This window comes from Ruminococcus sp. OM06-36AC, from assembly GCF_003438725.1.
Taxonomy (GTDB): domain Bacteria; phylum Bacillota; class Clostridia; order Oscillospirales; family Ruminococcaceae; genus Ruminococcus_C; species Ruminococcus_C callidus.
This window is the reverse complement of the sequence record NZ_QSTT01000004.1, coordinates 110,648-137,209: the sequence shown is the minus strand read 5'-3', so window position 1 is coordinate 137,209 and position 26,562 is coordinate 110,648. Positions and strand designations below refer to the sequence as shown.

16 protein-coding genes are annotated in these 26,562 nt (G+C 52.7%); 6 read left to right on the top strand and 10 right to left on the bottom strand.

Annotated elements, in window-relative coordinates:
- Positions 1-27: 27 nt before the first annotated feature.
- The 9 genes from rsmB to DXB92_RS05415 all read right to left on the bottom strand — a co-directional run bounded on the left by rsmB (position 28) and on the right by DXB92_RS05415 (position 10,983).
- Positions 28-1,326 (bottom strand): 16S rRNA (cytosine(967)-C(5))-methyltransferase RsmB, encoded by a 1,299-nt coding sequence (gene rsmB, locus DXB92_RS05455; protein WP_117732970.1) that lies wholly within the window; start codon positions 1,324-1,326, stop codon positions 28-30.
- The gene (locus tag DXB92_RS05450) at positions 1,323-2,033 is read right to left on the bottom strand and encodes a zinc metallopeptidase (protein WP_117732968.1); all 711 of its coding nucleotides are present in this window, start codon (positions 2,031-2,033) and stop codon (positions 1,323-1,325) included. The genes rsmB and DXB92_RS05450 overlap by 4 nt, the downstream gene beginning before the upstream one ends.
- A gap of 28 nt (positions 2,034-2,061) precedes the next feature.
- A complete protein-coding gene (gene fmt, locus DXB92_RS05445) occupies positions 2,062-2,994 on the bottom strand; it encodes a methionyl-tRNA formyltransferase (RefSeq protein ID WP_117732966.1) in 933 nt (310 codons plus the stop codon).
- Positions 2,991-3,461 carry a peptide deformylase gene (gene def / locus DXB92_RS05440; protein WP_021681455.1) on the bottom strand — a complete coding sequence of 157 codons (471 nt, stop codon included), beginning with the start codon at positions 3,459-3,461 and terminating at the stop codon, positions 2,991-2,993. The genes fmt and def overlap by 4 nt, the downstream gene beginning before the upstream one ends.
- Before the next feature lie 38 nt (positions 3,462-3,499).
- A complete protein-coding gene (gene priA, locus DXB92_RS05435) occupies positions 3,500-5,956 on the bottom strand; it encodes a primosomal protein N' (protein WP_117732964.1) in 2,457 nt (818 codons plus the stop codon).
- 4 nt (positions 5,957-5,960) lie between these two features.
- Positions 5,961-6,182, bottom strand: a complete 222-nt coding sequence (gene rpoZ, locus DXB92_RS05430; RefSeq protein WP_021681453.1) for a DNA-directed RNA polymerase subunit omega — start codon at positions 6,180-6,182, stop codon at positions 5,961-5,963.
- Positions 6,179-6,781 (bottom strand): guanylate kinase, encoded by a 603-nt coding sequence (gmk, locus tag DXB92_RS05425; RefSeq protein ID WP_084194343.1) that lies wholly within the window; start codon positions 6,779-6,781, stop codon positions 6,179-6,181. Before gmk ends, rpoZ begins: the two co-directional genes overlap by 4 nt.
- A gap of 17 nt (positions 6,782-6,798) precedes the next feature.
- Positions 6,799-7,725, bottom strand: coding sequence for a YicC/YloC family endoribonuclease (locus DXB92_RS05420; protein WP_117732961.1), 927 nt, complete (start codon positions 7,723-7,725; stop codon positions 6,799-6,801).
- Positions 7,726-7,950: 225 nt separating this feature from the next.
- Positions 7,951-10,983, bottom strand: coding sequence for a glycoside hydrolase family 48 protein (locus DXB92_RS05415; RefSeq protein ID WP_181976922.1), 3,033 nt, complete (start codon positions 10,981-10,983; stop codon positions 7,951-7,953).
- 555 nt (positions 10,984-11,538) lie between these two features.
- Here DXB92_RS05415 and DXB92_RS05410 point away from each other — a divergent pair.
- From DXB92_RS05410 to DXB92_RS14275, 6 genes are all read left to right on the top strand, one after another.
- On the top strand, positions 11,539-12,615 hold the full coding sequence (locus DXB92_RS05410) for an ABC transporter ATP-binding protein (protein WP_117733072.1): 1,077 nt from the start codon (positions 11,539-11,541) through the stop codon (positions 12,613-12,615).
- A gap of 6 nt (positions 12,616-12,621) precedes the next feature.
- Positions 12,622-13,353, top strand: coding sequence for an ABC transporter permease (locus tag DXB92_RS05405; RefSeq protein ID WP_117732959.1), 732 nt, complete (start codon positions 12,622-12,624; stop codon positions 13,351-13,353).
- A gap of 6 nt (positions 13,354-13,359) precedes the next feature.
- Positions 13,360-14,835 carry a GldG family protein gene (locus DXB92_RS05400; RefSeq protein WP_117732956.1) on the top strand — a complete coding sequence of 492 codons (1,476 nt, stop codon included), beginning with the start codon at positions 13,360-13,362 and terminating at the stop codon, positions 14,833-14,835.
- 33 nt (positions 14,836-14,868) lie between these two features.
- Positions 14,869-16,305 (top strand): DUF4340 domain-containing protein, encoded by a 1,437-nt coding sequence (locus DXB92_RS05395; protein ID WP_117732954.1) that lies wholly within the window; start codon positions 14,869-14,871, stop codon positions 16,303-16,305.
- A 999-nt stretch (positions 16,306-17,304) separates the two neighbouring features.
- Positions 17,305-18,450 carry a serine hydrolase gene (locus tag DXB92_RS05390; protein ID WP_117732952.1) on the top strand — a complete coding sequence of 382 codons (1,146 nt, stop codon included), beginning with the start codon at positions 17,305-17,307 and terminating at the stop codon, positions 18,448-18,450.
- 43 nt (positions 18,451-18,493) lie between these two features.
- Positions 18,494-19,507: a D-alanyl-D-alanine carboxypeptidase family protein gene (locus DXB92_RS14275; RefSeq protein ID WP_276713894.1), complete on the top strand. Its 1,014-nt coding sequence runs from the start codon at positions 18,494-18,496 to the stop codon at positions 19,505-19,507.
- 242 nt (positions 19,508-19,749) lie between these two features.
- Here the strand turns inward: DXB92_RS14275 and DXB92_RS05380 are convergent, their stop codons facing one another.
- Positions 19,750-26,061 (bottom strand): leucine-rich repeat domain-containing protein, encoded by a 6,312-nt coding sequence (locus tag DXB92_RS05380; protein ID WP_181976921.1) that lies wholly within the window; start codon positions 26,059-26,061, stop codon positions 19,750-19,752.
- Positions 26,062-26,562: the final 501 nt, after the last annotated feature.

Genomic DNA, 26,562 nt, shown 5'->3' with positions numbered 1-26,562 from the left:
GCTTCCTCCTTTCAGAATACAATGATCCTATCCTTTTCTCCGGAACTTCGCCACAAAAAAGCCGTCGCTGCCGAACATCTCCGGCAGAATGGTTGCCATAGGCTGTTCCAGTACGCCGCCCAGAGCCGGATACACCGGTACCGGTTCAAACTCTGGGTGTGCCTGCAAAAAGGCTTCTGCCACGCCCTCGTTTTCCTCTTTGAGAATGGTGCAGGTGGAGTACTGAAGGATTCCGCCGGCTTTCACATAGCGGGCACCGTTTTCCAGAATTGCCAGCTGTAGTGCCGGCAGTTCTGCCAGTGCCTCCGGTGATTTTTCCTTGACCTCCGGCTTGTGCCGCAGCACACCGATACCGGAGCAGGGCACATCACAGAGCACACGGTCTGCACCGGCGTAAGCTTCCTGAAACCGGGTGGCGTCGCCCTGTGCCGCCTGCACGTTCCGCAGCCCCAGCCGCTTCACGTTGTCCTGTATCAGCTTCACCCGATGCTCCGCCAGATCAAAGGCATGTACGCAGCCGGTCTGCTCCATGCCTGCCGCAATGGTACAGGTTTTTCCGCCCGGTGCAGCACACAAGTCCAGTACTGTTTCGCCGGACGCTGCCCCCAGTGCCAGAGCACAGATCTGGGAGGAGAGATCCTGCACATAGAACCAGCCTTTGCGGAATTCCGGCAGTTTGCGAATATCGCCAGCGTGCAGTTCATAGGCACCTGTCAGATTTGTGGGACGAATGGCATCTCCCAATGCCTGTTCCAGTTCTGCACAGGTGCATGCCGCCGGATTCTGCCGGATAAACCGCGGAGCCGGCTGGAGAGCGTCCGCCAGAAATGCCTTTGTGGTATCCATACCATAAGCGTCCACCAGCTTTTCCAGCAGCCACTGGGGAACGGCATATTCCACAGCCATTGCCGCCCTGGGATCTTTCGGGTACGGAATCTTGCAGTCGTCCCGCAGGAATCCGCGGAGCACCGCATTGACAAAGCCGGACGCACTGGCTTTCCGGCAGCTTCTGGTCAGCTTGACGCTTTCATTGACTGCTGCACGGCTGGGGATCTGGTCGCAGTAGAGAAGCTGGTAAATGCCCAGACGGAGAATGTTCCGCACGGTGCTGTCCAGCTTCCGCAGGGGCTGCTTGCTGTAGTGCGAAAGCACCGCATCTAATGTAATACGCCGTTCGATCACGCCGTAGTACAGAGAGGCACAGAGTCGCTTGTCCCGTTCGTCCAGCTGGGACTGGGACAGGGCACTGTCCAGCAGCAAATTGGAATAACTCTGTTCCTGTTCGGTTCGGTTCAGCAGCTGTACTGCCAGTTTTCTTGCACTCATCTTCGATTGTTCCTCTTTGAAATTGACAGCAGACGCAGCAGCTGTAAGATGCCGTTGAGCAGGGCTGCCACGTAGGTGAGGGCTGCCGCGGTCAGCACTTTTCTTGCCTTGGTCAGTTCGTCACCGGAGAGAATATACCGGCTCTCCAGCGTCTGCATGGCACGGCGGCTGGCGTTGAATTCCACCGGCAGTGTCACCAGCTGGAACACCACGATCAGGGTGAACAGCAGAATGCCGATCATTTGCAGCGGGGCACCGATATAAGAATTGCTGAATACCATGCCCAGCACAAAAATGATATACCAGAAGCGGGAACCGATCTGGGTAATGGGGATAATCGCACTGCGTACCTGCATGGGGACGTAGTTCACCTCATGCTGTACGGCATGCCCGCATTCATGGGCGGCTACGCCGATAGCTGCCACAGAAGTGGAATTGTACACACTCTCAGACAGCCGGATCACGTTGCCGCTGGGGTCATAGTGGTCAGTCAGATTGCCGGCGATCTGTTCAATGCGAATCTGATACAGACCGTTGTCATCCAGAATCTGCCGTGCCACCTGTGCCGCCGTCAGCCCGCGGCTGTTGCGGTCATTCTGATACCGCCGGAATGTGGACTTCACATTCCACGATGCCCAAAGGCTGATGATCAAGCCAACAATCACCAGTCCATATCCCACATCAAACCAACCATCGTAAAACTGCATAGGCTTCCCTCACTTTCGTTTACACATCTTATTCTGCGTTCCCCAGTTTTTCACCTTTTTTCAGCTTCTTGCCGCGGAGAAAATCTGCCGCTGCCATGCGGCGTTTGCCCTCCGGCTGAATCTCCGTGAACCGCAGCCCGTTTCCGTCACCGCATGCGACGACGAAATTTTCCGGCTCTGCAATCGTTCCGGCTTCTCCGGAAACACCCTCTACCACACGGGAACCATACACCTTCAGGCGTTTGCCCTCCAGCATGGTAAATCCGGTGATGCCGCGAATCAGGTTATGCAGTTCTGCCGCCGGACGGGTGAAGTCCAGTGCAGACATTTCCTTTGTGATACGCGATGCATAAGAGGACTGTGCATCGTCCTGCGGAGTGCCCTGCAAGGTGCCGGCTTCCAGCTGTTCCAGCGTTTCGCTCAGGGTTTCCACGCAGAGTTCCGACAGCCGTTCATACAGTTCCTCTGCGGTTTCCTCTGCTCCAATGGCGATCTCCTTTTTTACCAGCATATCGCCGGTGTCCAGTCCCTCTGCCATTTGCTGGGCAGTGACACCGGTTTTGGTTTCGCCGTTCAGAATCACCCACTGGATCGGGGCTGCTCCGCGGTATGCCGGCAGCAAAGAAGCATGGAGATTGATGCAGCGATACTTCGGCAGTTCCAGCACCTCTTTCGGCAAAAGCTGTCCGTATGCCAGCACCACGATCAGATCCGGTGCCAGCTGCCGCAGCGTTTCCAGAGCCGCCGCTGCATCTTCCCCTTTTCGCAGGGACAGGGGCTGGTATACCGGAATGTCATATTCCAGAGCAGCCGCTTTCACCGGCGTGGGAATGGTGTGGTGTCCCCGCCCCTTGGGACGATCCGGCTGGGTCAAAACGCCCACGACTTCATGCTTGCTCTCTGCCAGAAACCGCAGCGTCGGCACTGCGATGTCCGGCGTTCCCATATAAACGATTCTCATGCTTCTTCCAAATCCTCCGGATCTACAAATTCTTCTACCACATCAATGAACAGCTGTCCGTCCAGATGAGCGTTTTCATGGCAGACGCACTGTGCTCCCAGTCCGGACAGTGTCATTTCGTACCACTCGCCTTTACGGTTCTGGGCACGGAACTTGCACTTGTTCGGGCGTGTCACATAGCCCCACTTGTTGGGCACGGAAAGGCAGCCCTCCAGCACGTACTGTTTGCCGCTGGTTTTTTTGATCTCCGGATTGATCGCTTCGATTTTCACATCACCCAGATGCATAATGAAAAAACGGCGGCAGTAGCCCACCTGCGGTGCAGCCAGACCAACACCGTTCGCCTGTTCCAATGTTTCGTGCATATCGTCCAGCAGCTGGTTCAGCTTTTCCCCGAACTCGGTCACCGGACGGCACTTCATGCGTAAAATCGGGTCGCCCTCTTTTACGATACGTCGAATTGCCATAGATATTCCTCCTATTGCCCCGCAACTTCAGGACAGCCTTATATGCCCACATCTCCGTTCATGTCCGCATACAGATGCACGCGGGCAAAGCTGCGGTCTGCACCGGCTTCGGTCAGCACCGCATGAATCAGATCACGATAGGGCTTGGTATTCTTACATTTGATCACCAGCTGGTACCGGTATTTTCCGTTGATCCTGCCGTAAACACAGGGCACCGGTTCCAGCACCCAGATCGGATAGGAAAAGCCGGTTTTCCGGATCTGATCTTTGAGCACGTCTGCGGTGTGCATTGCCGCTGTCCGCACGTCCGGTTCCCGCATGCCGGTAAAGCCGACCACACAAATATCACAGATCGGCGGGAAGATCAGCTGCCGCCGCAGGGCGATCTCCTGTTCATAAAACGCCGGATACGCCTGCTGTGCCGCCAGCCGCAGCACATAATGCTCCGGCATGCTGGTCTGCAAAATGGCACGGCCGGCTTTTTCACCTCTGCCGCCCCGTCCCACGACCTGTGTGATCAGGGAAAAGGTTCGCTCATAGCTGCGGAAATCGCCGGCGTACAGAGCCTTGTCCACCGACAGCACACCTACCAGCGTGACGTTGGGGAAATCCAGCCCCTTGCCGATCATCTGCGTTCCCAGCATGATGTCATACTTGCCCTGCCGGAATTCCTGAAACCGTTCCTCGTAGGCATAGCGGGACATGGTGGTGTCCGCGTCCATGCGGAGGATCCGTGCTTCCGGCACGATCAGCCGGAGTTCTTCTTCCAGCCGCTGGGTGCCAAAGCCCATTTTCCGCAGGTGCTTTCCACCGCAGGAGGGACAGGTTTCCACCATGTCCTGCGTATGTCCGCAGTAGTGGCACATCAGGCTGTTGTTGACTTTGTGATAGGTCATGGGGATACTGCAATTGGGGCAGTACACCGGCTGATTGCAGGACGCACAGCTGATAATGGTATGATACCCGCGGCGGTTCAGCAGCAGCAGCGACTGGCTGCCCGATTCTAAGTTGTCCCGCAGTGCCTGTGCAAGCGTTTCGGAGAACATGCCCTCTTTGCCGAGAGTTCTCTCCTCCTGCATATCCACCACTTCCACGTGGGGCAGCGGTGTCTGATTATACCGCTGGTGCATCTCCAGCAGGGTATAGATTCCCCGTTTGGCAAAGTAGTAGCTTTCTACCGAAGGGGTTGCCGAAGCCAGCAGCAGCGGGCAGTGATGGGTCTGGCAGCGTTTTTTTGCCACGGAGATCGCATGATACCGCGGGGCACTGTCCGACTTATAGGTACGCTCGCCCTCCTCGTCCACGACGATCAGCCCCAGATTCTGCACCGGTGCAAAAACGGCACTTCTGGTGCCGATGATGATCTTCACCGCACCGGAAGCGATGCTCCGCCACGTTTCGCTCCGCTGCCCCAAGGACAGCTCACTGTGGATCACCGCCACGATATTGCCGAACAGCTGATAGAACTGTTCCACGATCTGGGGCGTAAGAGCGATTTCCGGCACCAGCAGGATCACCTGCTTTCCACGCTGCACCACGGTGTCGATCAACCGGATAAACACGCTGGTCTTGCCGCTGCCGGTGACACCGTGCAGTAAAAAGCAGTGCATGCCCTCGCCCAGTGCAGCGACCATGCGGTCATATACTGCCTGCTGTTCCGCGGACAGCACGATGTCTGCGGGCTGGCGGGTCTGACCGCTGGCGGCATATGTGTGCAGCGGCGGCTTCACCGTATAGGATTCCACCACGCCGTTCTGCACCAGCTTTTTCGCCACCGCTGTAGTCACGCCGCTGAGATAGCACGCCTCTTTTTCCGAAACGGCACCGGTTTCCTGTAAGATCCGCACCAGCTTCTGCTGGGTTTTGGTCACAGGCGGCACTTCGTCCGGCGGGGCTGCCATTCGCAGCATCTTGATGCCGGTCTGTCCGTGGGTCTTTTCCTTTACCGTTTCCTGCCGGAGCAGAAAGCCTTTCTGCACCAGCGTATCCACGATTTTTTTGCCCTGTGTATCTGCGTCCGCCAGAATCCGCCGGAATTCCTGCTTGGTCTTTGCTCCCCGCAGGAAAAACAGCAGGTGTGCTTCGGCATCTGTCAGCGGGCCGTCCGGCTGCGGCTCTGCCAGCGAAATGGTTTCCACCAGCTGCACCTGCATGCCGGCAGGCAAAATGGTTCGCACTGCATCGTAATATGTACAGAACGTCATTTCCTTGAGCCAGAACACCAGATCCAGCATTTCCGGCGACAAGATCGGCTGTTTGTCCACCACCGCAAGCACTGGCTTCAGCTGCTGTTCGGGCTGGGCAGCCTGTTCTGCACAGGACAGCACGATTCCCACACGTTTGGCATTTCCCTTGCCGAACGGCACGACTACACGGCAGCCGGCAGGGATCTCCTGCATGGCAATGTAGGAAAACAGCCGGTCAAACGTATAAGAAGCCGCACAGACTGCCACGCCTACGCACCAGATTTTCGGCAATTCCGCTTGTTTTTCCATTTACTTAGTGGTTCTGAGCCGGTTCTTCGAAGTTGTCTACGATACGATATTTTCCGGCAGCCAGTTCGCGAATAGCTGTTTTCACCGGCTTTTCCTCTAATGTTTTTCCATTTTCATACAGTTCATCGGCAATCTCGCGGGCACGTTTCGCCACGCCGATTACCAGAGAATAACTGCTTTCATTTTTTGTAATCAGCTGATTGACAGACGGTCTTAACATATTCATTTTCCAAGCACCTCTTTGATTTCTTCCAAATTTTTCTTTGTTTTATGAGATTCTGCACACAAGATTGCGTTGACATCAGCAATCGCCGCAGACAAGTCATCGTTAATCACAACGTAATCGTATTTTTCCGCAAAACCGATTTCCCGTTTTGCCTGTGCCACACGCTTCTGCACCACTTCTTCTGCCTCAGTGCCACGACCGCGAAGCCGGTTTTCCAGTTCTGTCATAGACGGCGGCAGGATAAACACGAACACTGCGTCCGGACGAGCCGCACGAACTTTCATAGCACCTTCGACTTCGATTTCCAGAATGACACTTTTTCCCATTGCCAGCTGTTCTTCCACCGGCTGTTTCGGCGAACCGTAATAGTGGTCACAGTAGCCGGCATATTCCAAGAAACCGTCCTGTTCGATCAGGGCTTCAAAGGCTTCGTTGGTCATAAAGCGATAGTTGACACCGTCCACTTCGCCGGGGCGGGGATCACGCGTGGTTGCCGAAACAGAAAAATACAGGTCAGGATTTTTCAGCACCTCTTTCAGCACGGTGCCTTTTCCGCAGCCCGACGGACCGGAGATGACAAACAATGTTCCTTTTTTCATGCTGCATACTTCCTTTCTCATTCGATATTTTGAATCTGTTCCCGAATTTTTTCGATTTCAGACTTCATATCTACCACCAATTTGGTGATTTCCAAATGCTGCGATTTTGAGCCGGTGGTGTTGACTTCCCGATTCAGTTCCTGCACCAGAAAATCCATTTTTCTGCCTACCGGTTCCGTACTGGTCAGGAATACACGGAACTGTGCAATGTGGCTCCGCAGCCGCACCAGTTCTTCGTCTACCGCGATTTTTTCCGCAACCACGGCAGCTTCTGTCACCAGACGGGATTCGTCCACAGTCCGGTCGCCCAGCAATTCTGTGATTTTCCGGTACAGCTTTTCATAGTACTGCTGCACGGTTTCCGGCACCAGCTTTTCCACGGCATCGGTCATTTCCGCCAGACGATCCAGATGAAATGCCACATCATCTGCCAGACGCTTGCCCTCGGTTTCCCGCATTGCCACGAACTGCTGCAACGCTTCTGCCATGACTGGCTGGACTTCGTTCCAGATCACATCGGGATCATCTGCCACCTGCTGCACCTGAAAGGCATCGGGAATCCGCAGCAGTGTGGAAAGCGGCAGGGCATCTGTCGCATTGCCGTTTTCGTCCGCCGCAGTGCCCAGCATGATCTGGTTCCTGCGGAAGCCGGACTCCCGAAGCAGTGCATTTTCCGCCGCAACGGCTTGCAGATATGCCGTCACCACGTCGTGATTGATTTCCACCACAGTGGATTTTGCACCGATCGTCTGCATGGTGAGCGTTACCTCGACCTTGCCGCGGGAAATTTTCTGCTGCACCTGTTCTTTCAGTTTTTCTTCCAGATAGCTGAAGCTGCGGGGCAGCCGCACAGAGGTTTCCAGAAACCGGTGGTTCACGGAATGCACCTCTGCGGTGATCTCATAGCGTTCCGTCCGTGCCGTCGCACGACCGTATCCCGTCATACTTTTCAAAAATGTCACACTCCTCCGGAAACCGCCAGAGTTTCCATGCAATAATATTCCATAGTATCTTATTATAGCATTTTGGCACAGAAAAATCAAGTCATATTGTGAAACTTTTTCCGTGCCACCCAGACAGCAGACACCGACAATACAAAAAGGCACTACAGCCTTTACAGCTATAGTGCCTTTTGTATTAGATGAAAATCGTTGAGATTCGTGATTCTCTTATGCGTTCATGCTGGAGTTTTCCGGCAGACCCTTCAGAATGTGAACCAGGAACTTCAGCAGAGCCGTTGCATCGTTGCCGTCGATTTCGCCGTTCTGATCGTAGCAGTCGCCGTTCAGAGTCTGCTGTTCATTGAAGGATACAACATTTGCAGCCTTCTTGTTCAGCAGAACTGCGTCTGTAACATCTACAGAGCCGTCCAGATTGGTGTCGCCCAGCAGCAGCTGACCCGGAGTGATAGATACAGAAGAAACAGAAGTAGATGCAGTAGTTACATCAGAATCTGTAGTTTCAGTAGTTACATCAGTGGTAGCAGTTGTATCAGTAGTAGCAGCAGCCTTAACAGTTACCTTTACTTCAGCAGTCTTGCCGTCCTTGGAAACCTTGATTGTGGTTTCGCCTTCGGAAACACCAGTTACGTTACCATCAGCATCTACAGAAGCAATGGTAGAATCAGCAGACTCGAAAGTGCAGCCAGTCTGATTCGGCTTCAGGGTTTCGCTTTCGCCAACAGTGATCTCAATATCAGACGGTGTTACAACCAGATCTTCAGACGGAGTATCGTCACCATCAACCGGCATATCCGGATACAGTTCATGCATAGTACCCAGAGCCATCATGATGTCACCTGCATGCCAGAATCTGTGCAGAGTGAAGTAGTAATCATCGGTGTTGCCCTTTGCATCATAGCATTCCTTAGCATAATCGTACATGGTCTTGCCGTTAGCGTCCTTGCTCATGTACTCGCCAGTGGTATCCTTATAGTTGGAACGAATGTCTACGAATGCTACGCCGTCCTTAACGGTATCACCGTTCGGCATAGTACCGGTGTAACGGCTAGCGGACAGAACCTTGTTTTCACCGTTTGCACGAGTGCCGTCCGGCAGAGCCAGCTTGGTTTCCCACAGTCTCTTCAGGTTGGTGTTGTGGTCGGAAACGCCCAGACCAATATCATCACGATACTTGTTCCACTCTCTGTCGAGGAGCTGCTTGCCGAGGTACAGGGACTGCTGTGCCAGTTCTGTAGCAGAAGCAGCAGATGCAGTGGTCTTGTTCTCATAAGAAGTCTTTGCAGCAGCCATGTCGCTTGTTGCAACGCCCTTTGCCTTTGCATAGTAGATCAGAGTGTTTGCCAGAGAAGATACACAACCCAGGTCACCGTCGCCGTAGCCAACGATGGTGCAGGTCAGGTTGTTGTTATCCTGATATGTGCCCTTCCAATCGTTCGGCTGACCAGACCAGATCAGGCTGGACGGGATCGAGAAGGATTCGCCGTCATCAGTTATACCCTTAGACAGATCCGGAATTGTAAACTCTGTTTCAGTAGTATCATACGGCTCATACTTTGCAGAGAATGTCTTTTCGCCGTTTGCCTTACCCAAAATGGTGTTGTCCATGAACCAGCCTACCCAGCGATCCAGGATCTTTTCCAGAGCTTCGCTCAGCTTCAGACCAGTCTTGCCGACCTGCGGATCATTTGCATTGTCGCTCTTTACAACATAATACAGTTCAGCCAGACGCTGTACAGCCCATACCTGGTTACCGATCCAGTGGTTGGAACCCGGGTCAGCGTATACAGGGTGTTCCAGATAAGCCATATTATAGAAAGTAGCCTGACCGGACGGATACTGCTCATAACGGCCGTTCCAGGAGTTGGTGCAGCCGCCGGCGATCGGGCCGTCCTTAGACATCAGCCACAGGTACAGTTCCATCTGTCTGCTCAGAGAAGCTTCGAAGTCCTCTGTAGCACCCTGTGCTCTCATGCCTGCGTTCAGTGCAGAGTCATTTACCAGTGCATATGCAGCCAGCGGGTTCTGATAGAATTCGTGGCAGTGAGATGCACCGATCTGCCATGCCCAGGAGCCGTCCATTGCACCGCCCCAGGAGGTGTACCAGTTCATCAGATAATGCTTACCATTATCACTGCCGCCCTTAGCCCACTTGTCCTGGCAGCCAATTGCCTTGTAGTACTTATCGTACATATTGTTACGGGTTTCGTCACCCATCTTACCAGCCAGTGCAGAGATGGACTGACCGCCGCCCCACTTGGAGTCAACAGTCTGATCGCCGACACCCCATCTGTTTGCATCGTAAACAGCCTGAATTGCACGGTCTTCTGCGTCCGGTGCGTTGGTGTAAGACCACTGCTCAGCCGGCTTCTCTTCGGTGTTGAAGAAGCCCTTCATACCGCCGTTGCCGTTCAGACCATAGCCTACATCGTGCAGGTCGGTACAAGCGTGCGGAATGGTTTCCCAGCAGGATTCCTGTTCACCACGCTGGAAGGTGTTGATCAGTGTGAACTGTCTGCTGCCGGAAGTGGTAACGCCGCTCTGTGCACCCTTAGAGCCGTTCTTGCCGCCGAAGCCATACCAGTCATCAACGTCAGCCAGCCAGTGCATCAGGTACAGACCCTTATCGCTGCCGTATGCGGAGCAGAAGCTCTGGTGAATCGGGTTCTGTGCGGTGTTGCCCTGTGCCATATCGGTCGGATACTGTTCAATCTGACCCCACTCGTCGCTGTAAGTAGCACTCAGCTGACCGCCCTTCTGCATGAAGTTGCCGCCCTGCTGATCCGGGATCATAGTTGCTTCCATGGTCTTCCAAGCCTTAGCCAGATCGCCGATGGATTCGGTAGAAGCATCCTTGGTGTTCTTTACGGTTACTTCGCCCTTGCTTGCATCGTTTACGATGTTATCACGCATTGCAGCAGCCCATACCAGGTAGGACAGTGCTTCAGAAGTAGTTTCGTGACCGTAGTCCGGAGCTTCGATACACAGTTCTTCTACCGAGTGGAACGGGATACCCAGACCACCGGAAACGGTGTTTGTGCTGGACATATAACCGTTTTCCACACCGTTGGTTACAACGTCATCATACAGCGACATAAAGCGTGCTGCATAAGAGTCATCACCGTAAGCTTCGTCCTTAGTTCTGGAGCCGGCAGCAGATGCAGCAGTCGGCAGGATTGCCGAGCATGTCATTGCAGCAGCCAGTACAGCAGCCAGAAATGTTTTGCTTTTCTTGAATTGCATGTTTAGAAATTCCCCTCTCTGAAAGATAAATGTAGGAAATGGTGGAATGCCGCAGGCTCGCATCCTTTCTTCATGGCAGGACCCGGCGAACAGGCGACACATAATTTTGAGCGTATCCTTTGTCCATTTTCACAGAACGCACACAAGGATACCCTCTTTCATACCAAAAATTATACACCCCTTTGCAATCGATGTCAACCCTTTGCACAAATTCCTGCTGTTGAAAAACGCATTTTTGTAGCAATGTACAGATTCTCCACCGGTGTTTTGTGCAAGTTGACCTATATTTTTATGGCATCACATATCTTTTCCGTAGTTTTTTGTACTTTCGCCGGTTTTCCGTCTGTTTTTCACAGCCCTATCACACAAATATGGCATACTGCTTTTTGCGATACGCACAAGCTTTTCTGCCAGTTGCAGAAGCCCTTTTATCCATTTTTTCTATATTTCATGATATGGTTACATTCTATATATGACAACAACATATTATTTTGCGATAATAAGAGGAAGGTGCAAACTGCCTACAAAATGGCTTTTTGCAGAAAGGAGCATGATATGGTTGAAATTCAAAACCTGACCAAATACTATGGAAATAAAGCTGCTCTCAAAGGCATCAGCTTTACCATAAAGGAAAACGAGGTACTGGGCTTTCTGGGGCCGAACGGTGCCGGCAAGTCCACTACATTAAATATTATGGCAGGTGTCATTCCCGCCACCGGCGGCAGCGTCAAGATCCAGGGCTATGACATCGCCCAGCAGCCTGTCAAAGCAAAGCGATGCATTGGCTTTCTGCCGGAGATCCCGCCGGTCTATCCGGATATGAAGGTGCGGGAATATCTGAACTTCGCTGCCGGTCTGAAAGGCATTCCGGCGGCAAAACGCAAAGGCGAAGTGGAACGTGTCATGGAACGCCTCAAGATCACTGACGTGCAGAAGCGGCTGATCCGGAACCTCTCCAAGGGCTATAAGCAGCGTGTGGGATTTGCCATGGCGATCCTCGGCGACCCGCCGGTGCTGATCCTCGACGAACCTACTGTTGGTCTGGACCCGACACAGCTGATGGAAGTCCGCAACCTGATCCTGGATCTGCGGCGGAACCACGCCATTATCCTGAGTTCCCACATTCTGGGCGAGATCAGTGCTGTCTGCGACCGCATCGTCATCATCAACCACGGCGAGATCAAGGCAGACGACACCATTGAACGGCTGGAAGAAGCTGACGATTCCGGTCTGGTGGTAAAGCTGAAAGTACAGGGCAGTTCCAGAGAAGTGCCGAAGGTCGCCAGAAGTGTGGACGGCGTTGTCCGCGTGGACAATATTCAGTTTGTCCAAACTGGTGTCTATACATACGATGTGGAACTGGAAAATGACGGTGTGCGGAACGCTCTGCTCTCTGCACTGCTCCAGCACGGTCTGGAAGTACTGGAAATTTCCACCGAAAAGAAAAATCTGGAACAGGTATTTGTCAAGCTGGTCAATCAGAAGACCAAGCACTCCAGTCTGGAGGATCTGTTGCAGGAAATGGACGACGAAGCCGCACAGGAACCCGCAGCCCAGCCGGCAGAGGACAAGCCTGCCGCAAATGCTCCGGCGGAAGATGCTGCCGGAACAGACGGCAAGAAGGAGGACTAACCACCCATGTTTTCACTATATAAAAAGGAATTACAGAGTTACTTTCTGTCGCCGATCGCGTACTTTGTCATCGCGTTCTTTATGGCGACATTCTCCCTGACGTTCATTCAGGAGATCGGTAATGTTTCTTCATCTACCTATACGTTTTCGTTCTCCTCGATTTTTTACGTCAACATCTTCTATTTCATCTTCCTGCTGCCGCTGCTGACCATGCGGACATTCTCCGAGGAACGCAAAAACGGCACGGAAACCTTGCTGCTCTCCAGCCCGCTGAACGTCACGCAGATCGTTATGGCAAAGTTTCTCGCCACGGCGACCATTCTGCTGATCATGCTGGCGGCTTCCCTGTTCTATCCGATCATCACCTCCATTTATGGCCGTGTTATCTGGTCCAGCCTGATCTGTACCTATATCGGCTTCTTCCTGTTTGGTCTGGTGTGCATCGCCCTGGGCATCTTCATCTCCTCTCTGACAGAAATGCCCCTGCTGGCGATCCTGCTGAGCGAACTTGCCATGCTGATGCTGATCCTGATGGACAACCTGAGTGTCAACTCTTTCCTCTCCGGCATTCCGGTGCTCTCTGATGTATTGAGCTGGTTCTCGAACCAAACCAAATTCTATGTATTCTCCCAAGGTCTGATGCAGTTCTCCGACTTGCTGGGATATGTAACGGAAATCGCGGTATTCCTGATCTGGACTATCATTTCCATTGAAAAAAGACGCTGGAGCCGGAGGTAAGCTGCTATGAGTCAAAACAAACAAACAAACCGTTTCCACAACTGGAAAAACACCAAATTCGCCGGCATGGCAGTGACGCTTGCCATTCTGGTGCTGGTCATTGCTGTGGTTCTGAACATGATCGTTTCCCGTCTGGACTTCAGCTGGGACATCTCTCCCAACAAGCAGTACAGCCTGAGCTCCACCACGGAAAAATATCTGGATCAGCTGGACAGCGAGGGAAAAACTGTAGACTTCTACATTCTGACCACCAAGGACAGTCTGGAAAACGATATGAGTTCCCTCACCCTCTATCGGGCACTGGAAGCTTATGATGCCCACAAGTCGATCAACCTGATCTGGGTAGATCCGGACACCGACAACGACACCATGGAGAAGATCAACTCCGATAACGCATTCACCCTGTCCACCGGTGACATGGTCTTTATCTGCGACAACGTGAAAAAACGTGTCCCCGGTTCTTCCATGTATACCGTCTATACTGATGATGACGGCAACACCACCGGCGAGGACTTCAAGGGCGAAAACCTGATCACCGGTACGATCAAGGGCGTGGCGGAAAACCGCACACCGACTGTGTATTTCCTGTCCGGTCACGGCGAAAAGTCGCTGGACAGCTACACCAAGTTCACCACCAACCTGACCAACTACAACTACACCGCCAAGGAACTGAACCTGTCGGAAACTGACAGTGTGCCGGACGATGCGGCTCTGGTACTGGTGGCAGCACCCTCCAAGGATATTACCGATGCAGAAGCGGAAAAGCTGAATGCATATCTGGACAACGGCGGCAACATCAGCCTGCTGATGTCCCCCAACGGCGGTGCATTCGCCTATACCAATCTGGAAGCGATCATGAAGGACTACGGGTTCTACATGGACTATGACCGCGTTTCGGAAACCAACTCCAACTATCACATTTCCGGCGACAAGTACACCATTCAGTGTGAACTGAACGAACTGGACGACGACAGTGAAGCCACCGACCTGACTTCCTCTCTGCTCAATCAGGGACTGTACACCTTTATGCCGGAATCCCGCAGCTTCCGCTACAACGACGAGGGCGGCAAGTACACCATCGCTCCCCTGATCACCACCTATGACAGTGCAGAGGGCGAACCTTACGGCGGCATCAGCGACGATCCGGAAAAACAAAGCGGACAGATGCTTCTGGCGGCAGACTCCACCAGCATCGCCAGAAACGATTCCAAAATGGTCGTTTTCGGCAACGCGGAATTCATTGATGACGAACATGTCAGCGATGATACCGTTATCGTTCCGGTATACCTGTTCCTGAGCACGATCAGCTGGATGTATGACAGCGACATCGACATGGAAATTTCCACAAAGTCCACCACGAACGACTACATTTCCCTGCAGGATGCCGGATTCGCCAAGGGGCTGATGGTAGTGCTCACCGTCATTCCGGTAGCGATCATGGCTGCCGGCATTGGCATCTGGATCAAACGCCGGAATTCGTAATCCGTTTCTGCCCCAAGGAGGCAATTTTACAATATGAAACGACAACTCATTATCGGGCTGATTCTGGTTCTGCTGATCGGTGTGTGCTTCGGTGCCTATTTCGGCGTGGACTACTATCAGACTCAAAAAGAGGAAAAGGCTGCGGAAGAAGCGGCAGCTCTCCAGCTGAGTTCCTTTGATTCCGATGCAGTAACAAAGCTGGTGATCCACACACCGGAACTGGATTACACCATTGACAAGGACGACAACAGCCAGTGGCAGGTTGCCGAGGGGGATGCGATGCACATCAATACCTATTATATTGATGCCCTCTGCACCTACGGCTGTTCTCTGACAGCGACCAAGGATCTGGGAACTGCGGACAGCGACAAGCTGAAAACCTACGGGCTGTCCGATCCGATTTCGATCACCTACTACACCAGTGATGCGGACAAGCCGGAAAAGACCCTGTACATCGGCGGTCAGAACCCCACCAAGTCCAGCTTCTATGTGATGCAGGACGATGACGACCATGTGTATCTGGCAGATGTCAACACCGCCGGTTATCTCTATGTCACCAAAACGCAGATGCGTTACCGCTATCTCATGGACGACAAGAGTTCTGACATTCTCAAGCTGACCTTACAGCGGAACGGCGAAACGGTCTATACCTTTGAGGACACTTCCGGAAACTCTGACTACAAACTGACAGAACCGCTGGAAACGCCGATTGCGGTCAACAACGCCAACCTCTCTACCCTGTTCACCCAGCTTACCGAACTGGAAGCTGATGATTTCGGTGACAGCGATGTGACCGAGGACAAGTATGCCGAGTACGGATTCGACAAGCCGGCATACATGTTCCAGTTTACACAGGCGACCGGAGAAGTCACCACCCTTCTGGTGCAGGATTTCGATCCGCTGACATCTTCTTATGTAGACTGTCTGCACAAGGAAACCAACGAGATCCTGAAGCTGGACTCCAGCTATCTGGGATTTCTGCAAAAAAATGCTTCAGATTACATGGACGACACCGTCTGCTATTTCAGCATCAGTGAGGTTTCCGCACTGACCATGCAGTATCACGGTTCTTTCAATGACAAGACCATAGACATCGACGACAGCTTCACATTTGACGATGCCAGCACCACCTACAGCTGCAACGGAAAAAGCTTCAACAGCGACGACACGGAACTGACCGAGGCGTTCAAGACCTTCTACACCGCACTGTCCGAGATCTCCTACGAATCGCTGGACACTTCTGCACAGGTTCCGACAGATACCGAGCCGGCTCTCCACTTGGAGTATACCATGCTGGACGGCAGCACCCATGTGGTAAACCTTGTGAAAAAGGACGACACCACCTATTGGACATTCATTGACGGAGAATTCACCCACGCCGTTGTGCGGCAGCGTGCCTTGAGTGGTGAAGACAAGGTGCTGGAAACCTACACTGCATTCCAGAAGCTTCTGGAATCTGCTGCGGCGTAAACGCTGCATTGAATCATTGTATATTTCTCTGCGGAGATGCTACAGTTTTGTGGCATCTCCGTTTTTTGCGGCGAGTCGCCGCTGACCCTACGCCCCAATTTCAAAAGTGAAAAGGGTAGTGTTACGGCGGCAGCAGCCTCCTGTATGCCCCGCCGGGGGAGCTTTGTTGGTGAAAATCTCTTGTATAATCTTCGGGTGATACTGGAATCTTACAGTACAGGTGGAATGCGAACTCTTTTCTTTTTTTGCTTCTTTTTTCTTTTCAGTAAAGAAAAAAAGAAGCGTAACTCTTTGTGAAATCGGTTGGCTGCTGTAGCGAATACCCCTCAGTCAAGCCTACGGCTTGCCAGCTCAGCACAAGGCACGCCCTTCGGGTGCCCTAAAGGGGAGCCTTATATACAAGCTTGCAAACGCCGAATTCATTAAAGTTAATCGCCTGTACGAGTAAAATCTTAGAAAAACAACACTACACGTACAGGCAAGGACAACAACCGGCGTCGGCAAGCCCCAGGCGGACAGCGAGGGAAACGAGCGAATTCCGCCGGACGGTTTCGACATGGCTGCACTAGAAGTTACACTTTGCGGAGGAACCCCTCCACCAGCTTGCAAAACGCCGTAAAAAATAAGGTTTACCGTCTGCACAGGAAAACGCCTGAATATCAACATTACCGATACAGGCAAGGGCAACCACCGGCGTTGGCAAGCCACAGGCGGACAGCGAGGAACGAGCGAATTCCGCCGGACAGTTTCGACATGGCTGCACTAGAAAATTGCTGTTCTCAGTCAAGCCTGCGGGGCAATGTTGCAGATTTTCATGAAGAATCCTCTAAATCCATTGACAAAACGGTAAAAATGGATTATAATTGTAAAGGCAGTCCGACAAAAAACAGGTTTTCTGCTTCCTTGCCGTAGAACTGCCGCACAAAATCTGCGGACGTGTTTCCGTGTTTGGACAAGGACACGCCCTGAAAAGATCGAATTTTGGTATGAGGTGCAGCAATGAAAGTTCGCAGAAAGAAAAATCCCCACAATACAAAACTCTGGATTAATATCATGATCGGTGTCCTTTGCGGATTTATCGTGGTAGTATTTATCATCGTACTTCTGACACAGACCGGCAAGCCCAAGGTGGAGCAGCAGCTTTCTCCGGCGGCAAATGCACAGGCTCCAGTTGCTACACAGACGGAAGCCCCCACAGAGGCTCCCACCGAACCGCCTGCCCTGCTGACATATCCCACACCGGCAGACAACCTCACAGAACTGACCGCTTCGAATATCTCCAGCGAACATGCTGTGCTGCTGGACGTGGAAAACAACACCGTTCTGGCACAGCGGGATCCGGACGCACGCATTTATCCGGCATCGATGACAAAGATCATGACGCTTTTAGTGGCGGCGGAACATATCGAAAACATGGACGATACATTTACCATGACTTACGAGATCATTGCCCCGCTGATCGAAGCGGAAGCTTCCCGTGCCGGCTTTGAAGAGGGTGAAACCGTTTCCCTGAAAGATCTGATGTACGGGATCGCATTGCCCTCCGGTGCAGATGCTACCACCGCGATCGCCATTTATCTCTGCGGCTCTGAGGACGAATTCGTCAAGCTGATGAACGAAAAGGTGGAGGAACTGGGGCTGAAAAATACCCACTTCACCAACGCCAGCGGACTTTACGACCCCAACCACTACAGCACTGCCACGGACATTGCCATGCTGATGTCTGCGGTCATGGAAAATGATACCTGCCGCGAAATTCTGGGCACTTATCAGTACACCACCACTGCCACAGAGCAGCACCCGGAAGGCATTCTGCTGGAGAGCACCATGTACAGCCGCATGTACGGCAACGAAGTCACCGGCATTTCCATTGATGCCGGAAAGACCGGCTACACCGACGAGGCAGGCAACTGTCTGGTCAGCTATGCCACTGACACCGAGGGCAAGCATTTTATCGCTGTCACCGCCAAAGGCCCTACTTATTGGAGAGCCGTATTCGATACCTTTGCGATCTATGGTCTGATCCACAACGGCTATCCTATGCCGACAGACCTAAGCCCAGTGGAAACCGATGAAAACGGTTCTGCCGTGGACCCTACAGACACGTTCACCGATACTACTGATACTGCTGTGCCGGCTGCATAACCGAAACAGCAGCTTTCACAGGAAAGGAGGCTGGTTCCACGCTATGAGCAAACGGAAACAAAGACACATGAGTCCCGCCGGCTTTCTCCTTGCGTTAGTGCTCCTGATTGTCGGGATCTTCGCACTAGACGCATTTTACCGCGTTTTCTTGCAGAATGTTCCCGAAAATATTGTGGGCGTAGGCGGATTTGCTTCTACGCCGTCCGCCTCTGACACTTCTTCCGCAGGAGAGGAAAACGCTGATACCACCGAAGCAACACAACCCAGCGGAACGGTACTACAGCTGACCGCAGCCGATGAGGCAAACGGCTCTCTGATTCTGGTAGATGCCGCACATCCCTATGCCGGTGCACAGGCATGGACGGACTTTTCCGCCGTGACAGATACCAACGTCAAGCCCAGAGATACTTCCCTGCAAATGCAGTCGGAAATCACGGAGCCGCTGTGCAGTCTGTTCGATGCATACGCCGCTGCAAACGGCTATGCCAATCTACAGGTTTACAGCACGCTGGACACCACGCTGAGCAGCACCTCCATTTATACCAATGTTCTCCCTGACCGCAGCAGCGGCTACGGCTTTGACATTGGTCTGATCACCAGCACCGGCGAAGTTGTTCCCTACATCACCAAACGCAATGAGTGGATGGTGACGAACTCGTGGGAATACGGCTTTATTCTGCGGTATCCCAGCGACAAGACAGAAACCACCGGCACACCCTACGCCCCGCACCACTTCCGGTATGTGGGCAAAATCCATGCGGCGATCATGCACGAAAACAACTTCTGTCTGGAGGAATACCTGGACTATCTCCGGAATTACACCATGGAATCCGGCGGGCTGGCATATTCTGACGGCGTACAGTCTTACACGATCTACTACGTTCCCGCAGATGCCAGCGGCACCACAACGGTTTCCCTGCCGGAAAATGCGGTCTACACTGTTTCCGGTGACAACAGCAGCGGCTTTATCATCACCCTGACAAACGGAGCTGTCACGCCGGACAGCAGTTCTACAGAACCGGCATCTGAAACCGGCACTACAACCGCCGCTTATTAAGGAAACACTGAATAAAGCCCGCCTGACGGCTTTGCACGCAATCTGCTTGCAGATTTTCCGTCATATTGCACAGAAATCCCTTGCCAGACACCAAGTCTGCCTGCGGAATTTCTGTGCAATCTGCCGAAAAATCTGACTACGCATCTTACGCACAAGCTTTATTCAGTGTTTCCTTAAAACAACAAAAATCCGCCTGAAGAAAACACTTCAGGCGGATTTTTTTATATAGGGCAATGCTTCGGTCAGTTTTTCAGAACATCGCTCCATGTTGCCTTGATTCCGGCTCCATGCATTGCGATGTACAGCAGCAAATAGTAGAGATCCTGCGAATCCAGTTTGTTGTCATTGTTGATGTCCATCATCAGGATCAGCCAGCGGTTGACAGTCGAATCCTCGTGGAAAACCACGTCCTTTTCGCCCACAGCTGTTCTCGCAATATACAGCAGCAGTTCGAAAACGTCCTGCGAATCCACCTCGCCGTCCATGTTGGCATCACCACGGGTACGCGGCAAAATAATTGGCTTGGTCGTCGTCGCAGTGGCAGTTGTCGTGGTGGCTGCGGTGGTGTTGGTGGTAGTTCCGGAACTGGTGGCAGTACTGGTTTCCGACGTGGTTTCCGCAGTCGTCGTTGCTTCCGTCGTCAGAATGGGAATCGTAGACGTTGCGGTAGTTTCCGTGGTACTGCTCTCTGTTGTAGTCGTCGTGGTTGTTTCTGTCGTAGTAGTTGTTGTGGTGGTCGTGGTGGTCGTTTCTTCCGTAGTTGTAAAAGTCGTAGTTGTGGTGGTCGTCGTTGTCGTGGTTTCTGTCGTGGTTGTAGTAGTCGTCGTCGTTGTCGTAGTAGTCGTTGTGGTAGTTGTCGTTGTCGTTGTGGCAGAAGTCGTAGTGGTTGTTGTGGTGGTAGTGGTAGTAGTCGTCGTCGTTGTTGTTGTCGTGGTTGTCGTTGTCTTTTTAGTGAATGCTTCCTCTGTGGTAGTTGTCGCAGTCGTGGTAGTCGTGACCGGCTTCTTGGTGAACGTTTCTTCGGTAGTAGTCGTCATAGTCGTTGTCGTGGTGATCGGCTTTTTCGTAAACGTTTCATCGGTGGTTGTCGTTGCCGTAGTCGACTCCGTGGTTTTCGCAGTGGTGCTTTCTGTAGTCGTCAGCGAGGTAGTCGTTTCTGTAGTAGTAGTGGTAGTAGTTACAGTCGTTTCTGCGGTGGTGGTTGTCATTTCCGTCGTAGTTTCGGTGGTTGTTTCTGTGGTAGTCGCAGTGGTTTCTGTCGTGGTCGTTTCTGTGGTAGTAGTTTCGGTGGTGGTTTCCGTTGTAGTGGTGGTTGTTGTTGTCGTAGTCGTCGTCGTTGTGGTTTCCGTTGTTGTGACCGGCTTTTCCTTGGCAGAAACGACAATGGTGCCGATCGCGGTTTCATAGTTGGAACTGTCCGCGGGAACGAACTTCCATTGCAGCTGGTTTCTGCCGGCTTTGAAAGTGCTCGGTGTGTCTGCCGTCCACATCAGAATGCCCTCGGTATTGGCAGTGTCCAGCCGTATCGGCGGCACGTCATCACCTTCGGTATATTCCGCGGAATCGTCCCATATCACAGTCACCTTGGGCACCGCTTTTTCAATGACAAATTCCAGCGATACGCTGCCCGACCAGAGAGAGCCCTCTGCCCCGCTGACCACAATCGTTCCTCTGCCGGCGTTGAGATTGTTCTCATAGGAAAGCGTGTAATCCGTGCCCTGTTTCAGCTCGTTGCCTCCTGCAACTACGATCACGTCCGGTGTCAGCGGTTCGCCGGTATAGAAAATGTTCTTCTCATTTTCCAGCGTCACATCGACGATGTTCATGGGAATGTCTTGCAGCTGCACAGTGAAAGATGCAGTCACATTGGGATTTCCTGTGTTATAAGTATAAGTGATATTTTGCAGCGGATCTGTTATATAAACCTTTGTGCCGCTGCATTCGGCGTTGTTCCACGTCTGTACAAGGTCTAACCGGAACCCGCTCCACTGCGTCGGTTCCAGATACAGATCTTTTCTGTTGCAGGACGGCTTTTTCAGAACCACACAATTTTGCAGATCGCAGACAGTCATCGGTGCCTGCTCCGACAGGTTCAGTGCCAGCAGCGGATTGCTGCCGGCGTAAAGCATATCCAGCTGATGCAGATTGGTCAGCATCAGCCAGCCCAGCTGGTTGCCGCTGCAATCCAGTTCTTCCAGAGCCTGCTGATTGTTGATGTTCAGAGAATTCAGCTGATTTTCCGCACAGTTCAGCACCCGCAGTGAAACCGTTCCCCACGTGAAGCCTGTCAGCTGATTCTTGCGGCAGTCCACTTCTTTCAGTGCCGTACAGCGGGACAGATCCAAGGTTGTCAGCTGGTTGTTGTCACAAATCAGCTTTTCCAGCTGTAGGTTGGACAGATACAGAGAAGTCAGCTCGTTCTCCCCGCAGTCCAGCAATTGCAGTTCCGGCAGAACATTGACGCTCAGGCTTTGCAGATGCAAGCCGCGGCAGTGCAGCTCTGTCAGCCGATAGAAGTCCGTCAGGTTCAGTTCCCGCAGTGCGGTATTGCTACAGTCCAGCACCTCCAATTTCTCGGAAATTCCGGACAGATCGGAGATCGAATTCCCTGCACAGTTCAGCTGCACCAGATTCGGGAAGTAAGAAATCCCCGTCAGGTCGGCAATGCCGCAGTTCGAAATGTCCAGCTGTGTTACCGCTTTCTGCTCGGAAATTTGCAGCATGCCGTCCCCGTTTTTGTCCAGAGATTGCAGCACATAGGAACGAAGCACATCGTCCGGAAAATGCTCTGTATCAATAGCAACGGCATCTTCTTCCATGACTGTGGGGATCCATGTGAACGATACCGTCCGGCTGGCATCACCGGCATCGATCTGGTACGCATAGCGTACCTCCTGCGAACGGTCGTTCACTGTCAGCACATTCTCCGTACAGGTGGCATTCTGCCACATATCCGGCTGCACCTTTGACGGCTGGAAACCGTCTGCAAGGGCAGACAGATCTACCTGTCCCATGGCGTTGAACGGTATGCTTCGGGTGTTATCGATCACTTCCACCCGCTGTAATTTTGACAGACCAGTCACGTCCAGTGCGATCAGGTGATTCTCCGTGCACCGCAGTGTTTCCAGCTGTTTCTGTGCCGAAACGTCCAGTGTGGTCAGCTGGTTGCCGGAGCAGTCCAGCGTTTGCAGCTGTGTCAGTGTGCCCAGTTCCAGCACAGTCAGCTGATTGCCCTCGCACGCCAGTTTCGTCAGTTCCGTCAATTTGGAGAGTTCCAACGCCGTCAGCTGGTTCGATGCACAGCTGAGTTCCTTCAGCAATGTATTGGCAGAGCAATCCAGCGTGGTCAGCTGGTTATTGTTGCAGTTCAGCTTTTCCAGCTGCCCCAGCGTCCGCAGGGGAATTGTTGTCAGCTTATTATTGGAGCAGTTCAGCGTTTGCAGTGCTGTAAAGTATTCCACGCCGGTCAGGTCGGCGATCTCGTTGACCGAAACGTCCAGTTCTGTGACTTGTTTCAGTTCCGACCGGGAAAGCAGTCCGTCACTGTCGGTGTCATACCGGACAACGATACGGCGGAAATTTTCGTCCGGAAAATGCTCTGCATCAATGGGCACACCCGTTTCCTCTGCTGCCTGCGGCACCAGTGTAAATGTGATCACACTGTCCGGATCATCTGCCTGCGCCTGATACTGATATGACACACTCCAGCCGGGGTCTGTGACATAGATACCGCCTGCACCTGCCTCACCATTGGTAATGCTGCCCTGTACCACGCGGGACGGCTGAAAGTTCTCCGCCAGATCTGCAAAGCGGATCCGGTTCAGGCTGTCCATTGCAACAGTACATTTGTTGCGTGCCGCACTCAGCTTTTGCAGTGTCACGCAATCAGCTGCTTGCAATGCAGTCAGCTGATTGTTGATGCACACCAGCGATTCCAGATTCGGCAGCGACTCGGTTTTCAGCACGGTCAGCTGGTTGTTGGAACAATTCAGTGTAGCCAGTTCCGGACACTGTTCCACCGCCAGTGCCGGAATCTGGTTGCTGGCACAGTTCAGGGATCTCAGTACGGAAAGAGCTGATAAGTCTAAAGCAGTCAGCTTATTCATGGAACAATTCAGCGTGGTCAGTTGGGACAGTCCGCCCAGTTCCAGCGAAGTCAGCTGATTCAGCGAACAGTTCAATGTCGTCAGTTCCGGCGAATTCGTCAGATCCAGCGTTTTTAGGCGGCACTGGGCACAGTAGAGCACTTGCAGATGAGAAAGAGAAGCAACAGAGAGTTCCTGCAATGTGCTGTTGCTGGAGCAGCGGAGTTCCTCCAGAAGGCTGTTCTCCGGCAGTACCAGCGAGGAGAGATTATTACTGGAACAGTTCAGCGTTTTCAGTTGAGAAAGCGTTGTCAGATCCAGCTTCCGCAGATTGTTGGCGGAGCAGTCCAGCGTTTCCAGCCGGACAAAATACTGGATTCCGGTCAGATCCCAGATAGACTTCCCGCCGATGAGCATTTCTGTTACGGCAAACAGTTCCCCGCGGGAAAGGCTGCCGTCGGCATTGGTGTCCAGTCCCTGTACATAGCTGCGGAATGCACTGTCCGGAAAATGTACTGCATCAACAGGCAGCAGCAGTTCCTCTGGCTGTAAGGTAAACTGCACCGTCTGGGTTCTGGCGGCATCGAGATAATAGGTATAGGTCACCGGCTGGCTAAGGTCTGCCACCGTCAGAACACCGTCCTGCACCGTGCCGTTTGTCCAGTTCTCTGCCTGCTCTGCGGAGAAGCCGGACAGTTGGGACAAGTCCAGCTGTCCCAGAATATCCGGCGAGATCGCAGCCACGTTTCCATCAGCAGACACTGTGCCGTCTGCCAGTTTCGTGCCGTCGATTTGCAGGGCACAGAGTTGGTTGTCCGCACAGAACAGCTCTTGCAGGTTGCTCTGCCTGCTCAGTTCCAGAGAGGTCAGCTGGTTTTGTTTGCAGGAGAGCACCTCCAGCGAGGATTCTTCCGGCAGCAGCAGTTCTTTCAGCCCGCAGCCGTCACAGGACAGCATCTTCAAAGCGGAAAATCCGGAAACGTCCAGTCGTTCTAAAGAAATTCCGCTGCACTGCAAATTCTCCAGCCAGCACAGCTGTTCCATTCCGGTAAGGTCTGTGATGCCGCTGTCTGCGGAAATCGTCAGGATTTTGGCTGCCTGTAGTTCCGCCAGCGAGAGCCAGCTGTTTCCGTCAGTGTCAAAGCTGTCGCGAACAAGGCTCCGGAATGCTGCGTCCGGAAAATGCTCCTCGTTCAGCTGCAAATAACACGCTTCGTCCGGCTGCAATGTCAGGGTGAACGTTGCCACCGGCACTGCCTGCTGGCTGTCCAGCCGGTAGCCATAAGCCACATGTTCGGTGTCTGCCGGAATTTGCAGTACATTGGCGGCATCTTCCTTCACAGAAGCGTTCTCCCAGCCGGTGATGCGGTCTTGTTCCAGTTCCGGCAGATTGTTCAGGTCATAGCTGTACGCTCCCGCCCGTTCCGGCTGCGGCACAATGGCACGCTGATTGCCGGCAGTTTCCAGTATTTCCAGCGTCAGTCCGGTGGTGTCCAGTTCCACCAGCTGGTTCTGGGAACAGTCCAGTTCGCGGAGAGCAGAACACTCCGACAGGAACAGGGACGACAGGGCATTTTCCGAGCAGTCCAGTTTCTGAAGAAGGGCATTGTATACGTCCAGTTCTGTCAGCTGGTTGCCGGAGCAGTCCACTTCCTCCAGCTTGGCATTCTGGGAAAAGTTCAGCGTAGTCAGCTGATTGTTGGAACAGTTTACAGTCTGCAAATTGGAATTCGCAGAAACGTCCAGTGCTGCCAGCTGATTGCCGGAGCAGTCCACAGTCTGCAAATTGGAATTCGCAGAAACGTCCAGTGCTGCCAGCTGGTTGTTGGAACAGTTTACAGTCTGCAAATTGGAATTTGCAGAAACGTCCAGTGCTGCCAGCTGATTATTGGAACAGTTTACAGTCTGCAAATTGGAATTCGCAGAAACGTCCAGTGCTGCCAGCTGGTTGCCGGAGCAGTCCAGCGTTCCCAAAAGGGCGTAGGAATCCAGCGACAACTCTGTCAGAGCACAGTCACTACAGTCCAACATCACCAAAAAGGAAAACGCACCGTTTTTCTCCGGCAGTTTCAGTGCAGACAAATCCGGATTCGCAGAGCAATTCAGCTGCAACAGTTGTGCAGCACCGGAAATATCCAATGCCGACAACGTGTTTCCGGAACAATCCAGCTGCTGCAATTTGGAAAAGACATCGATCCCCGTCAGATCGGCAATGCCCTGCTGGGATACATTCAGGTCAACGACTTCGCTGCATTCCGCCGCGGACAGCATGTTGTCACCGTCGCTGTCCAGCTGTTCGGAAATGTAGTTCCGGAACTGCTCGTCCGGAAATCGTTCTGCCGAAATGGCGATCTCCTCCCCCGCCGCCGCATCTGCTGCAAATGCCGGCAGCGGCAGGCTGGTCACAGCCATCATGCCCGCCAGTAAAAAGCTAAGGCAACGGTATCGATTCGTGTTTGGGTTCTGCACAAACATCGCTTCCTCTCTATGCAGGCAGCCTCACGCCGAACCTACCTGACAGACTGACATGACGCTGCTTTCAGAGCCTCCGGAAAGCACTTCCGGAGGCGTTTTTTATCTAAGGCAATACCGCACAAAGAGCGTCTGGCGACTTTGCACGCCATCTGCTTGCAAATTTCCCGTCATATGTCACAAAAATGCTCGTGAATACATCCAGTATTCACTCCGCTTTTTGTTTCATCTGACGAGAAATTTGACGACGCATCTGTCGCACAATCTTTGTGCGGTATTGCCCTAAAGTCATACATTAATATTATAGCACAAATGCCACAAAAAGTCAAACATATTTTTCCATTTTTCGGTTTTCAAATCTAATTTCTATTTCGTTGCAAAATTGCCAAAGAAGCAAGAACTTGTGGAAAAATTCTGTAAGGCAGCCGGTGTTTCCGTCATTCCTCACAAAAACAGCGTTGTCAAATTCTACAAAAAAGCTATTGACAAAAGGGATAA

Excerpts from the sequence above, each read along its gene's own strand:
- rsmB (WP_117732970.1), bottom strand. The coding sequence starts at position 1,326 with ATGAGTGCAAGAAAACTGGCAGTACAGCTGCTGAACCGAACCGAACAG.
- DXB92_RS05450 (WP_117732968.1), bottom strand. The coding sequence starts at position 2,033 with ATGCAGTTTTACGATGGTTGGTTTGATGTGGGATATGGACTGGTGATT.
- fmt (WP_117732966.1), bottom strand. The coding sequence starts at position 2,994 with ATGAGAATCGTTTATATGGGAACGCCGGACATCGCAGTGCCGACGCTG.
- def (WP_021681455.1), bottom strand. The coding sequence starts at position 3,461 with ATGGCAATTCGACGTATCGTAAAAGAGGGCGACCCGATTTTACGCATG.
- priA (WP_117732964.1), bottom strand. The coding sequence starts at position 5,956 with ATGGAAAAACAAGCGGAATTGCCGAAAATCTGGTGCGTAGGCGTGGCA.
- rpoZ (WP_021681453.1), bottom strand. The coding sequence starts at position 6,182 with ATGAATATGTTAAGACCGTCTGTCAATCAGCTGATTACAAAAAATGAA.
- gmk (WP_084194343.1), bottom strand. The coding sequence starts at position 6,781 with ATGAAAAAAGGAACATTGTTTGTCATCTCCGGTCCGTCGGGCTGCGGA.
- DXB92_RS05420 (WP_117732961.1), bottom strand. The coding sequence starts at position 7,725 with ATGACGGGATACGGTCGTGCGACGGCACGGACGGAACGCTATGAGATC.
- DXB92_RS05415 (WP_181976922.1), bottom strand. The coding sequence starts at position 10,983 with ATGCAATTCAAGAAAAGCAAAACATTTCTGGCTGCTGTACTGGCTGCT.
- DXB92_RS05410 (WP_117733072.1), top strand. The coding sequence starts at position 11,539 with ATGGTTGAAATTCAAAACCTGACCAAATACTATGGAAATAAAGCTGCT.
- DXB92_RS05405 (WP_117732959.1), top strand. The coding sequence starts at position 12,622 with ATGTTTTCACTATATAAAAAGGAATTACAGAGTTACTTTCTGTCGCCG.
- DXB92_RS05400 (WP_117732956.1), top strand. The coding sequence starts at position 13,360 with ATGAGTCAAAACAAACAAACAAACCGTTTCCACAACTGGAAAAACACC.
- DXB92_RS05395 (WP_117732954.1), top strand. The coding sequence starts at position 14,869 with ATGAAACGACAACTCATTATCGGGCTGATTCTGGTTCTGCTGATCGGT.
- DXB92_RS05390 (WP_117732952.1), top strand. The coding sequence starts at position 17,305 with ATGAAAGTTCGCAGAAAGAAAAATCCCCACAATACAAAACTCTGGATT.
- DXB92_RS14275 (WP_276713894.1), top strand. The coding sequence starts at position 18,494 with ATGAGCAAACGGAAACAAAGACACATGAGTCCCGCCGGCTTTCTCCTT.